This is a genomic window from Bordetella genomosp. 9 (genome assembly GCF_002119725.1).
GTDB lineage: Bacteria > Pseudomonadota > Gammaproteobacteria > Burkholderiales > Burkholderiaceae_B > Bordetella_C.
The window spans coordinates 533983-546366 of sequence record NZ_CP021109.1; the positions used below are offsets into that span (position 1 = coordinate 533983).

Annotated in this window: 11 protein-coding genes and 1 tRNA gene; 7 read left to right on the forward strand and 5 right to left on the reverse strand. The window is 65.9% G+C overall.

Annotation, left to right across the window (positions count from 1 at the left end; all coding sequences use genetic code 11):
- Position 1: 1 nt before the first annotated feature.
- Together CAL13_RS02505 and CAL13_RS02510 are read right to left on the reverse strand one after the other, a co-directional pair.
- Positions 2-934, reverse strand: a complete 933-nt coding sequence (locus tag CAL13_RS02505; RefSeq protein ID WP_086073478.1) for a TRAP transporter substrate-binding protein — start codon at positions 932-934, stop codon at positions 2-4.
- 282 nt (positions 935-1216) lie between these two features.
- On the reverse strand, positions 1217-2044 hold the full coding sequence (locus CAL13_RS02510; protein ID WP_086071413.1) for an NAD-dependent epimerase/dehydratase family protein: 828 nt from the start codon (positions 2042-2044) through the stop codon (positions 1217-1219).
- 157 nt (positions 2045-2201) lie between these two features.
- Between CAL13_RS02510 and CAL13_RS02515 the strand changes: the two genes are divergently transcribed.
- Positions 2202-2939: a FadR/GntR family transcriptional regulator gene (locus CAL13_RS02515; RefSeq protein ID WP_232467747.1), complete on the forward strand. Its 738-nt coding sequence runs from the start codon at positions 2202-2204 to the stop codon at positions 2937-2939.
- A 76-nt stretch (positions 2940-3015) separates the two neighbouring features.
- Here the strand turns inward: CAL13_RS02515 and fahA are convergent, their stop codons facing one another.
- Positions 3016-4329 (reverse strand): fumarylacetoacetase, encoded by a 1314-nt coding sequence (gene fahA, locus CAL13_RS02520; RefSeq protein ID WP_086073479.1) that lies wholly within the window; start codon positions 4327-4329, stop codon positions 3016-3018.
- Between the two features lie 32 nt (positions 4330-4361).
- Positions 4362-5690 (reverse strand): homogentisate 1,2-dioxygenase, encoded by a 1329-nt coding sequence (gene hmgA / locus CAL13_RS02525; RefSeq protein WP_086071414.1) that lies wholly within the window; start codon positions 5688-5690, stop codon positions 4362-4364.
- Positions 5691-5841: 151 nt separating this feature from the next.
- Between hmgA and CAL13_RS02530 the strand changes: the two genes are divergently transcribed.
- Positions 5842-6747, forward strand: coding sequence for a LysR family transcriptional regulator (locus CAL13_RS02530; RefSeq protein WP_086059180.1), 906 nt, complete (start codon positions 5842-5844; stop codon positions 6745-6747).
- Positions 6748-6760: 13 nt separating this feature from the next.
- Here the strand turns inward: CAL13_RS02530 and mutM are convergent, their stop codons facing one another.
- Positions 6761-7588 carry a bifunctional DNA-formamidopyrimidine glycosylase/DNA-(apurinic or apyrimidinic site) lyase gene (mutM, locus tag CAL13_RS02535; RefSeq protein ID WP_086055989.1) on the reverse strand — a complete coding sequence of 276 codons (828 nt, stop codon included), beginning with the start codon at positions 7586-7588 and terminating at the stop codon, positions 6761-6763.
- A 245-nt stretch (positions 7589-7833) separates the two neighbouring features.
- On the opposite strand from mutM, the gene CAL13_RS02540 reads away from it, so the two are divergent.
- The 5 genes from CAL13_RS02540 (at position 7834) to CAL13_RS02560 (ending at position 12277) form a co-directional block, all read left to right on the forward strand.
- Entirely contained in the window at positions 7834-9609 is a 1776-nt protein-coding gene (locus CAL13_RS02540) for a tetratricopeptide repeat protein (RefSeq protein WP_232462486.1), read from the forward strand.
- Positions 9610-9632: 23 nt separating this feature from the next.
- Positions 9633-10181: a lipoprotein insertase outer membrane protein LolB gene (gene lolB / locus CAL13_RS02545; RefSeq protein ID WP_232462487.1), complete on the forward strand. Its 549-nt coding sequence runs from the start codon at positions 9633-9635 to the stop codon at positions 10179-10181.
- Between the two features lie 3 nt (positions 10182-10184).
- On the forward strand, positions 10185-11150 hold the full coding sequence (ispE, locus tag CAL13_RS02550; RefSeq protein ID WP_086071416.1) for a 4-(cytidine 5'-diphospho)-2-C-methyl-D-erythritol kinase: 966 nt from the start codon (positions 10185-10187) through the stop codon (positions 11148-11150).
- A 1-nt stretch (position 11151) separates the two neighbouring features.
- A tRNA-Gln gene (locus CAL13_RS02555) sits at positions 11152-11225 on the forward strand.
- Positions 11226-11326: 101 nt separating this feature from the next.
- On the forward strand, positions 11327-12277 hold the full coding sequence (locus CAL13_RS02560; protein ID WP_198297712.1) for a ribose-phosphate pyrophosphokinase: 951 nt from the start codon (positions 11327-11329) through the stop codon (positions 12275-12277).
- The last annotated feature ends 107 nt before the right edge of the window (positions 12278-12384 follow it).

The following is a 12384-nucleotide window of genomic DNA, read 5'->3' on the forward strand; positions in this document are numbered from 1 at the left end:
GTCACTCCATTGTCTGGATGCGCTGCACCAGCTCTTTCATCTCCGGCGTGGTCACGAACTTCGCGTACACCGGAGCCATGGCCTGCTGGAACGAGGCCTTGTCGACCTGCACGATCTGCGCGCCGCCCTTTTCGACGACCTGCCGGGACTTATCCTCGCGTTCCGCCCACAGCTTGCGCATGTAAGGCACCGATTCCTTCGCCGCGTCGCGCAGGATTTTCTGGTCCTGCGGCGACAGCTTGTCCCACTGGCGCTTGGAGAAGATCAGGATCTCCGGCGTCATGGTGTGCTCGGTCAGGGAAAAGTACTTCGCGACTTCGTAGTGATGGGCGCTTTCGTAGCTGGGGAAGTTGTTCTCCGCCGCGTCCACCAGGCCCGTCTTCAACGATGTGTAGACCTCGCCCATGGACATCGGCGTGGCGTTCGCACCCATTGCTTCCACCATGGCGACGGACAGGTCGGACTGCTGCACCCGGATCTTCAGGCCCTTGGCGTCGGCCAGCGTCTTGATGGGTTTGTTGCGGGTGTACATCGAGCGCGAGCCGCTGTCGTACCACGCCAGGCCGACGAAGCCGGCTTTCTCGCAGGACTTCAGCAGTTGCTCGCCGATGTCGCTGTCCAGCACCTTGTGCAGATGGTCGGTGGAGCGGAACAGGAAGGGCAGCGAAGGCACCCGCGTGTTCTGGCAGATGTTGTGCATGGCCGCGCTGCTCACGCGCGCCATCGTCAGCGCGCCCAGCTTCACCTGCTCGATGGAGTCGTTCTCCGACCCAAGCTTGGATCCGGAGAAGACCGTAATGGTCATTTTGCCGTTGGAGCGCTGCTTGACCAGATCGGCCATGTAGCGCACGGCCTGCACGGTGGGGTAGTCGTCCGGGTGGATATCCGCGGAGCGGAATTCCGCGGCCTGGGCGGACAGGGGCAGGGCGCCCATCGCGGCCAAGGCCAGGCACGCGCTGACGGCGGCTCTCGCGACGCTCTTCCCGCGTGGGGAAGCGGAAGGGCTCTGGCGGCCGCGGGGGCGGCCGCCGGCGACATCGTGGACGGTGTCTTGCAGCGTCTTGTGCAGCATCATTTGTCTACCTCCGTAGTGTTGCCGTCCGCCGTGCTTGTGGCGCGGAGGCGCGGCGAGCCTGTCCGTCAGGCTTCTGTCGCTTGCGGGTACGAAAAAATCGATTGCCTCGCCGGCGGGGAGAACCTTCCCAGTGCGCGCCGGTCAGAAGGGCCCGGCCTTGGTGAAGGCGCCGCCCTGGTAGCGTGCCTCCGGATCGTCGGCAGGCAGCGGCGGCCGCGATTCGACCTTGGCCCGGAACTGCTCCGAAGAATCCTTGGGGTGAAAACCAAGATGCGCCGCCCGCCAGTTGTCCCACCAGCTTTCGCGATTGGCCGAGGCGCCGTATACGATGGTGTGGCCGACGTGGGGCACGAAAAGCGACTGCGCGATCAGATGCGTCAGGTCGTCGTAGCTGAGCCACGTGACCAGCATGCGCCGGTCTTTCGCTTCGGGAAAGGACGAGCCGATGCGCAGGCACACCGTTTCGATGCCGTAGCGGTCGAAGTAGAAGCGCGACAGGTTTTCGCCAAAGGCCTTGCTGATGCCGTAATAGCCATCCGGGCGGACAGGCGCGTCGGCGTCGATGACCTGTCCCTGCCGGTAGAAGCCGATGACGTGGTTGGAGCTGGCGAAGACGATCCGCCTGACGCCGTGCTTGCGCGCGGCTTCGTAAAGGTTGTAGACGCCCTGGATGTTGGCGGGCAGGATCTCGTCGAAGGGGCGTTCGACCGAAACGCCGCCCATGTGGACGATGGCGTCGGCGCCGCGCACCATTGCGTCCACCGTGTCGGCATCGGCCAGGTTGCCCAGCATGATTTCTTCGCCGGGCTGGGCGGGGCCGAGGTCCGCGATGTCCGAAAGGCGCAGCGTCCCGGCATAGGGCTTCAGCCGCTCACGCAGGACTTTGCCCAGGTTGCCGCCGGCCCCCGTGAGCAGGAGCGTGCCGACCCGTGGCGGCTGCGGTGCGGGAAAGGTGCCCGGAAGGCTCACGACTTTGTCTCCGTTCTGCCCGCCCGGCGCCGCTATTTACACCGCACCGGTTTGGGTGTTCAATCGGTTTGCTTATAAGTCATCGTACAACGCCGAGCCAGTATAATGAGGGCCTCAAACGCCCGTCAAGCGGGGCGGGCGCTCCGGAATATCCCTTATGACGACGACATCCATGTCCGCCGAACTTCCCGCGCGCCGCCGCCCACGCAGCCTCGCGCAGGAACTGGTCGAAAGCCTGTCCAACCGGATACGCGCCGGCGAGATCCGGCCCGGCGACAAGCTGCCGACAGAATCCGAAATCATGCGCACGTTCGGCGTCAGCCGTACGGTCGTGCGCGAGGCGCTGTCGCGTCTGCAGGCGTCCGGTCTGGTGGAAACGCACCACGGCGTGGGCACTTATGCGCTCAAGCCGAACAATGGGGGGGATTTCCGCGTGGACCCGGCGGACATCGCCACCGTGCGCGACATACTGGTCATTCTGGAGTTGCGCATCTGCCTGGAAACGGAGGCGGCGGGCCTGGCCGCGGCGCGGCGCACCGAGGAACAGCTGGCGCAGATGCGCGAAGCGCTGGACGAGTTCCGCGCCGCGCTGGTGCCGGGAGGCGATACCGTCACCCCCGATTTCCGGTTTCATTTGCTGATTTCGCAGGCGACCGGCAACAAGTATTTCGCCGACCTGCTGTCGCATCTGGGCGCGGCCATCATTCCGCGCACCCGCATCAATTCCGCCAAGCTGGGCGACGAAGAACGCGAACCTTATCTGGAGCGGGTCAACCGCGAACACGAGGACATTTTCGAGGCTATCCGCAGGCAGGATCCCGAATCCGCCCGTGCCGCCATGCGCACGCATCTGGGCAACAGCCGCGAACGCCTGCGCCGGGCGCAGGAACGATAGCAAGGGCAGGCGTGCCGGGTCTATCAAGTCGTCATACGATGTATGACGACCATCAGGTTGCTGTCAGCGTGGTGGCTCAGGTCAGCGCGGGCAGCACGCGACCGACCGATGCGCCGAAAGACAGGCGCGGATAGTTCGGCTTTACGCATTCGGCGCTAAGCGTCACTTCGTCGCCATCCTCCAGGAAGGTGCGGGATTCGCCCCAAGGCAGCGACAGGGGCGCTTTGCCGCCTTGCGTCAGTTCCAGCAGGGATCCCGCTTCGGATACGTCGGGGCCGGACAAGGTGCCCGTGCCGAGCAGGTCTCCGGGTTGGAGATTGCAGCCGTTCACCGTGTGGTGCGCCAGCAGTTGCGCAACGGTCCAGTACGCGTGCCGGAAGTTGCTGCGCGACAGCGTTGCGGCCGGAGCGCCTTGTTCGCGTGAGCGGCCGGTGCTCAAGGACACCTGCAATCGGATGTCGAAGGCGCCCGCCGCCGTGTTGCGGGACGAAGCCAGATAGGGCAAGGGCTGCGGGTCGCCAGCCGCCCGCTGGAACGGCAGCCGGAAAGGCGCAAGCGCTTCCAGCGTGACGATCCAGGGCGAAATCGTGCTGGCGAAGTTCTTCGACAGAAAGGGGCCCAGCGGCTGGTATTCCCAGGCCTGCAGATCCCGCGCCGACCAGTCGTTCAACAGCGTCAGGCCGAACACATGCGATTCCGCCTCTTCCATCGCGATGCGGCGGCCCAGGGGGTTGCCCGTTCCGACGAATACGCCCAGCTCCAGCTCATAGTCCAGGCGCGCGCACGGCCCGAATGCGGGCGCGCCGCCTTCCTGGGACGGGCGCGTCTGGCCCACGGGCCGCGGGAAATGCTGCTGCACGCCGATGCTGGAGGCCCGCCCGTGATAGCCGATGGGCACCCACTTGTAATTGGGCAGCAGTGGGTTGTCGGGGCGGAACTGCCTGCCTACCGCCGTGGCGTGGTGTACGGAGATATAGAAATCCGTGTAATCGCCGATACGGGCCGGGACCGCAAACTCGGCTTCGGACTGCGGGACCAGCAAGGGTTCCAGCGTGTCGCGCAGCGCCGAGCCTTGCCGTAGCGCGCGCGACAGCGCCAGGCGCAGCGCCGACCACGCCGCCGTTCCAAGCGCCATCAAGGCGTTGAGTTCGGGGCCCTGGCAGGCCGCCAGGGCGCGCGCCGCGTCGCCGGTGAAAGGCTGCGCCTTGGCGAGCGCGTCCAGGTCCAGGATGCGGTCGCCGATGCCGACGCCGGGGCGGAAGTCGCCGGCGCCCGCGCGCCGGAACACGCAATAGGGCAGGTTCTGCACCGGAAAGCCGTTGGCCTCGTCGTTGGCGCTTTCCACCCAGCTGCGCAGCGAGGGGTCATGGGTTTCGTTCAGTTCGGTCATGGTTTCCATCTGTATTGCAGGGGTTGGCGGCTTTACGGGCGCGTCGGATCGAAATGCTTGCGCAAGTCCTTCCAGCATGCGTCGTAGTCGGTCTGCAGCTCCGGCCAGGACAGCGCGGCTTCCGTCGGGCGGATCACGCGCCGCGTTTCGAACATAAAGGCCATCGTGTCGCGGATGTAATGAGGCTTCGAGGTATCGGCATTGGACGCCTTTTCGAAGGTTTCGGCGTCCGGGCCGTGCGCGCTCATGCAATTGTGCAAACTCGCCCCGCCCGGCACGAAACCTTCGGCCTTGGCATCGTAGACCCCCTGGATCAAGCCCATGAATTCGCTCGCCACGTTGCGGTGGAACCAGGGCGGCCGGAACGTGTTTTCCATGACCAGGATGCGCGGCGGAAAGATGGCGAAGTCCATGTTCGCGGTGCCCGGCGTATCCGATGGCGACGTCAGCACCGTGAAGATCGACGGGTCCGGATGATCGTAGGTGATCGAACCCACCGCATTGAAGCGGCGCAGGTCGTACTTGTACGGCGCGTGGTTGCCATGCCAGGCGACCACGTCCAACGGCGAATGGTCGAGGCGGGTGCGCCAGAATCCGCCTTCAAACTTCGCCATCAGTTCGAAGTCGCCTTCCAGGTCTTCGTACCAGGCCACCGGCGTTTCGAAGTCGCGCGCGTTGGCGAGGCTGTTGGACCCGATGGGGCCGCGCTCCGGCGGACGCAGCGGCGCGCCGAAGTTTTCGAGCAGATAGCCGCGCGCCGTGCCATCGGGCAACACGACGCGAAACCGCGTGCCGCGCGGGATCACCGCGATTTCCAGGGGCGCGACGTCCATGCGGCCGAGTTCTGTGTCCACGCGCAGGCGCCCGGCCTGCGGGACGATCAGCAGCTCGCCATCGGCGTTATAAAAATAACGTCTCCGCATCGACGCGTTGGCGGCGTAAAGGTGTATGCCGACGCCGCCGTGCTCGTCGGGACTGCCGTTGCCGCCCACCGTGGCGATGCCATCGATGAAATCGGTGGGGGCGTCCGGCATCGGCCGGGGATTCCAGCGCAGGCGGTTCGGCGTGACGGGCTGCGCGCCGAACCGGCTGACCCAGCCGCCGGCCTGCGCGCAGGGCGCGTAGCGCGCATGCTGCGCGGCGGGACGGATGCGGTACAGCCAGGAGCGCCGGTTCTCCGCGCGTGGCGCGGTGAAGGCGGTTCCGGAAAGCTGTTCGGCGTACAGCCCATAGGGGCAGCGCGCGGGGGAATTGCGGCCCACGGGCAGGGCGCCGGGCAGGGCTTCGGTGGCGAAGCTATTGCCGAAACCCGTCTGGTATTGCAGGGTCTCGGCCTCCACGGGCAGGGATGTCGATGTCATGGCTGTCTCCGTTCTACCGGTTTCAACGGACGCGCGGGCTGGCGGCCAAACGAAACCTGGCTTGTGCGATCGCCATCGATTGTCTCCGGGTCCGCGCAGCGGCGCTAGATGAATGAGAAAATATGCGCCATAAATTTCGTGAATGTCCCCCATGCCCGACCTGCGCGCCCTGGATCTGAATCTTCTGGTCGTCTTCCAATATCTGGTGGAAGACCGCAACCTTTCCGCCGTTGCGCGTCGCATGGGCGTGACGCAGCCGGCCGCGAGCAATGCGCTGCGCCGTTTGCGCGAGGCTTTCAACGATCCGCTCTTCGTGCGGACGCCGCAAGGCATGCTGCCTACGCCCTATGCCCAGCATCTGTCCGGCTCGGTGGCGGAAGCGCTGAGCCTGCTGACGCATGCGCTGGAGGCGCCGCCCGGCTTCGATCCCGCGCACAGCACGCGCCGGTTTCGCGTGGCGATGACCGATGTCGGCGAAATCCACTTCATGCCCGAATTGATGGAGCGCTGTGCCAGGGATGCGCCGGGCGTGCGCGTCGAATCCGTGCGGCTGCAAGGCGCCGACCTGCAGCGCGAACTCGACGCCGGCCATGTGGACCTGGCGTTGGGCGCCTTTCAAGAGCTGGCCGGCGGCCTGCTGCAACGTATGCTGTTCCGGCAGGGGTATGCCACGCTATTCCGGCGCGGCCATCCCACCGCGCATGAAGGCATGGGGCTGAAGGCGTTCCGCGCCGAGCGGCATCTGATGGTTTCGCATGCGGCGCCGTACGGCCAGATCAATCAGGCGCTGGAAAAGGCCGGGGTCAGCCTGGCGGCGCATTTCTCGGTGCCGCACTTCGCGGCGGTGCCTTATATCGTCAGCGCCACGAATCTCCTTGCCACCGTGCCCCGCAAGCTGGCCGAAAGCGCGGCCTCGCGCTTCGGCCTGGGCATTCTGGCGCCGCCCGTCCGCGTCCCCGCGCTGCAGAGCAACGTTTACTGGCACCGGCGCTTCCACCGCGACGGCGGCAATCAATGGCTGCGGAACTTGATCGTCGATACGTTTGCGGAGCGTTGAAGGTGCGCCGCGTTCACGCCCGTTGGCATTTGACGCAGTAATAGGTCGCGCGCTGGCCCTGGACGATGCGGCGGATCGGCGTCGCACATACGCGGCAGGGCTGTCCCGCGCGTTCGTAAACCGCCGCATGGATCGTGAAGTAGCTGCCGGGTTCGCCGCCCGCGCCCACATAGTCGCGCAGGGTGCTGCCGCCGGAGGCCAGCGCGTCTTCCAGGGTTTGCCGGATTGCCGCGGCCAGCCGCTCGCAGCGGGCAAGCGAAAGGCGGCGTGCCGGTGTACGCGGGTGGATGCCGGCGCGGAACAGGCTTTCGGACGCGTAGATGTTTCCGACGCCCACGACTGCCTCGCCGGCCAGCAAAACCTGCTTGATCGGCGCGGAGCGGCCCTGGAAGCGGTCGCGCAGCCATTGGCCGCCAAACCGCGGATCGAAGGGCTCGATGCCCAGATTCGCAAGGAGCGGGTGGGATTCGATCGGGCCGGCATCGGCCGGGTGCCACAGCACGGCGCCAAAACGCCTTGGGTCGTGCAGCCGCAGCGTGGCGTGATCGAACACCCATTCAACGTGATCGTGGCGGCGGGGAGGTTCGCCTTCCGGCACCCGGCGCAGCGATCCGGACATGCCCAGATGCACGATCTGCGTGCCGTGGTCGAATCGCAGCAGCAGATACTTTCCGCGCCGCCCGCATTCCAGCACGGTGCGGCCGGAAAGCGTCTGCGCCAGGTCGGCGGGGACGGGCCAGCGCAGTCTCGGTTCTCTTACGATAAGCTGGACAAGCGGACGCCCTGTCATGACGGTCGCAATCCCGCGCCGCGTGGTTTCCACTTCAGGCAGTTCAGGCATTACCCAGTGTAAGATGATCAGTTGCGTGTACAGATTGTGCCATTTACCGGACGGGTCGCGTGAAGTCGTCGCATATGCATAACAGTTATCCATGGCGCAGCGCGCCGCCCGCGTCGAATGAAGCTGGCGTGGCCCTGACGGGGACGCCGCGAAGCCGGCTTGGCGCGTCCGCCTGCGTCGCCCCCTTCAGACGGAAGCGCGCAGCCCGGGGGCTGGCTTCATTCAAGTACGGGTTCGCGGCCCTGATGCTCGCGCTTGCCGGCGCCCACGCCACGCCGGCGCAGGCCGCCGAAAGGCACACCGCCGACGCCATCGCCCCCCGTGCGCCGCGCGCCCCTCAACCGGAAACGGATGTCATTCAGTTGCGCGAAGGCAAACCGCCTTATGTGCGATTGACGTCCAGCATCCTGTACCGGATTCTCGTGTCCGAAATCGCCGCACAGCGCGGGATGTATGGCACCGCGGCGTCCACGATGCTGGCCCTGGCCAAGGACGTCAACGATCCGCGCGTGGCGCGGCGCGCGCTCGAATTCTATCTGGCGGGCGGCAATCTGCGCGGGGCGCTTGACGCCGCGCGCGTCTGGTCGCGCCTGGCTCCTTCCGATACCGAAGCCAGCGCGACGGAACTGGCGCTGGCCGCCGCCAACGGCCAGACTGCCGGGCTGGCGCCCGCCCTGCGCAAGCGCATCGACGAAGCCAAGGATAAGCCCACCGCGATCGCGCAGACGCTGGCGGTGCTGGGCCGCATCAACGACCGCAGAACGGCCTTGTCCATTCTGGATGAGGCGCTTAGTCCGTCGGTCCGCAAGCTGCCGGCCGCGCGTTTGGCCCTGGCCGACGTCGCCAATGCCGCAGGCGATCGTCAGCGTGCGCTGCAGGAAGCCCGCGCGGCCCTGCAGGCCGACCCGAAATCCGAAGCGGCGGCCCAGCGCGTGCTCGACTATGGCATGAAGGTGGACCCGAAGCAGGCCGCCGCGGACGCCCGGGCTTTCATCGCCCGCCATCCCGATGCCCGGCGCCTGCGGCTGATGCTGGCCGCCCAACTGTCGGAGACGGGCGACTACGAAGGCGCCCTGAACGAACTGCGCGCCATGTCGCGCCGCTCGCCGGAGGACTTCGACCTGCTTTTCATGCAGGCCCAGCTCGCCTACCGGGCCGGCCGTCTGGACGACGCGCGCGGCTTCCTGCAGCAGTATCTGGATGTGCAGAACCAGCGGCAGAATGCGCTGGTGCCCGGCACCTCCGACGCCCCGGCCGCGGCCGCGGACGCGCACATCCTGCTGGCGCGCATCGCCGAGGACCAGGGCCGCTACAACGAAGCCATCGCGGAGCTTGGCCGCATCGACGATCCCGCCATGCGCTTCCAGGCCCGCATGCGCCAGGCGACGCTGCGCGCGAAGCAGGGCCAGGTGGATGCCGCCCTGGACATGGTGGATCAGGCGCAGCCGCAGGACGAGGAAGAACGCGTCCTGGGCGTGTTGACCAAGGCGCAGATCCTGCGCGACGCGGGCCGTACCGACCAGGCGGTGGCTTTGCTGGCCGGTGCGGACAAGGCGCTGCCGGACACCGTGGAGATCAAGTACGAACTGGCGATGCTGTACGAACGCCAGGACAAGATCGCCGACCTGGAACGCCTGTTGAGGCAGGTGATCGCGCTCGATCCCGATCATGCGCACGCGTACAACGCCCTGGGCTATACGCTTGCCGACCACAATATCCGTTTGCGCGAAGCGCTGGAGCTGATTACGCAGGCGCTGGACCTGTCGCCCGACGATCCGTATATCCTCGATAGCATGGGCTGGGTCAAATACCGCATGGGCGACAACGAGGCCGCCCTGACGTATCTGCAGCGCGCGTATTCCCGCCGGCCGGAACCGGAGATCGGCACCCATCTGGGCGAGGTTCTGTGGGTGCAGGGACGGCGCGATGAAGCGCGGGCGATTTTCAGCGCCGCCGCGCGCAAGGACCCCGGCAATAAAACGCTGCGCGACGCCTTGAAGCGCCTGGGGGTTTCGCTGTGATGTTTCGCGGTTGGCGCGCCGCCATGACGGCGGCGCTTTGCATGGTGCTGGCGGCGTGTGCCACGCCGGACCGGATCGCCGGCAGCGGCGCCGCGGGCGAGTTTTCCCGCGTCGGCCGGTTCGCGCTGACGGTCACCGCCGACGATGGCAAGCAGGACGCGGTTCAAGGCGGCTTCTCCTGGCTGGATGACGGACGCCGCTATGTCCTCGATCTGACCAATCCGCTGGGCGCCACGCAGGCGCGGGTGGAAGGACGTCCCGGCATGGCCGTGTTGAACAAATCCGATGGCACCCGGCTGCAGGCGCAGGACCCCGACGGGCTCGTGGAGGACGCCATCGGCAGCCGCGTGCCGGTTTCCGGCCTGCGCGATTGGCTGCGCGGGCGCCTGGCGCCGACGCCGCCCGCCACCCACGTGGAGCGCGATACCGAGCGGCGGCCGGTATCCTTCGACCAGGGCGGCTGGCAGGCCCGGTTGTCCCGCTACGACGCGCTGGGGCCCCAGGTGCTGGTGCTGGAACGCAAGGAACCGGACCGGCGCATTCTGCTGCGCCTGGTCGTGAATCCCTCCTGAACCGTGAACCTGTACGACGTTCCGGCTCCCGCCAAAATCAATCTGTTTCTTCACGTCGTCGGCCGCCGCGCCGACGGCTATCACCTGCTGCAAACGGTTTTCCGCTTCATCGGGCTGGCTGATACGCTGCATTTCGAATCCCGGGCCGACGGCGCCATCGTCCGGGAAGAGCCGTTGCCCGGCGTGCCGCCGGAAAACGACCTGACGGTGCGCGCCGCGCGCGCCTTGCAGGCAGCCGCCGGCGTGCGCCAGGGGGTATCGATCCGAGTGGAAAAACGCATTCCCATGGGTGGCGGGCTGGGCGGCGGCTCAAGCGATGCGGCCAGCACACTGATCGCATTGAACCGTTTATGGAACACGGGTTTGTCCCGCGCCGAGCTGATGCGGCTGGCCTTGCCGTTGGGCGCCGACGTGCCAGTGTTCGTTTTCGGCCAGCCCGCATTCGCCGAAGGGGTGGGCGAAGTTTTGACTGCCGTCCCGCTGCCGGAACGCGCGTATCTGATCGCGCAGCCGGACGCCACCGTGCCGACGCCGGCCGTGTTCGCGGATCCCGATTTGACAAGGGATACGCCATGTATCACAATAGCGGACTTTCTTGCTTCGTCGCGTTTCGAAGCCAGCGCAGGCAGCGATCCGGTTGACCGATCCTTTTCTGCATTTGGCCGAAACGACCTCGAGCCGGTTGTCTTCAAGCGTTATCCTGAAGTCCTTCGGGCGGCGCGCTGGCTGGCAGACCAGGGTCTTGGTATCGATGTGCGCATGTCCGGGTCCGGCGCCTGTCTTTTCGCCGAATTTCCGGATTTGTCCTCAGCGATTTTGGCGGAGCGCGAAATAGCCGCTACAATGCGCGTCGCCGGTAAAATGGCGGAGACGTCGCAGGCAATGCAAGAGCCGCCAGTGCGGTTCCGGTTGGTGCAGGCAAGCCCTGGGTTGATCGAGCATCCGTTGCGGCACTGGATTGCTAGCTAGTTGGGGAGTCGCCAAGTTGGTTAAGGCACCGGATTTTGATTCCGGCATGCGAAGGTTCGAATCCTTCCTCCCCAGCCCAACGATTTAGAAAAAGCTGTTGAACGCGCCTATTCCTTTTCGGCACAAGTTCAGCAGCTTTTTTGTTTTGCGATCGAAACGACCATAGCGTCTGCATCATGACAAAAGATAGTTTCATGATTTTCACCGGCACGGCCAACACCCGTCTGGCCGTCGACGTTGCCAATCATCTGGACATGTCATTGGGCAAGATGACCGTCGGTCGTTTTTCCGATGGCGAAGTCATGGTGGAAATCAACGAAAACGTCCGCGGCAAGGACGTGTTCGTGCTGCAGCCAACCTGTGCGCCCACCAACGACAACCTGATGGAAATCATGGTCATGGTGGATGCGCTGCGCCGGGCGTCCGCCGGCCGCATTACCGCCGCCATTCCGTATTTCGGCTACGCCCGCCAGGACCGCCGCCCGCGTTCGGCGCGCGTCGCCATCTCGGCCAAGGTCGTGGCGAACATGCTGCAGGTCGCGGGCGTGGACCGCGTGCTGACGATGGACCTGCATGCCGACCAGATCCAGGGGTTCTTCGATATTCCGGTGGACAACATTTACGCCGGTCCGATCCTGCTGGGCGATATCTGGCGCCGCAATTTCTCGAACCTGGTGGTGGTGTCGCCCGATATCGGCGGCGTGGTGCGCGCCCGCGCGCTGGCCAAGCAGCTCGAAGCGGACCTTGCCATCATCGACAAGCGGCGGCCGCGCGCCAACGTGTCGGAAGTGATGAACATCATTGGCGAAGTCGATGGCCGTACCTGCATCATCATGGACGACATGGTGGACACTGCCGGCACGCTGTGCAAGGCCGCGCAGGCGCTGAAAGAGCGGGGCGCAGGCGCTGTCTATGCCTATTGCACGCACCCCGTGCTGTCGGGCGGGGCGGTGGACCGTATCGAAGGCTCGGAGCTGGACGAACTGGTCGTCACCGACACCATCCCGCTGTCCGAGCGCGCGCGGCAGGTGGGCAAGATCCGCCAACTGTCCTGCGCCGGTCTGCTCGGCGAAACCATATTGCGTATTTCCAACGCGGAATCGGTCAGCTCGCTTTTCGCCGACTGAACCGAATCGCGTTTTTCCTTCTCGCTTTCACGCTGGTCGCGGCGCGGAAGCGGAACGCACGGTCCGCATGGTGCGGTCGTGTTTTTACCGGGGCGCGTGCGCGCCCC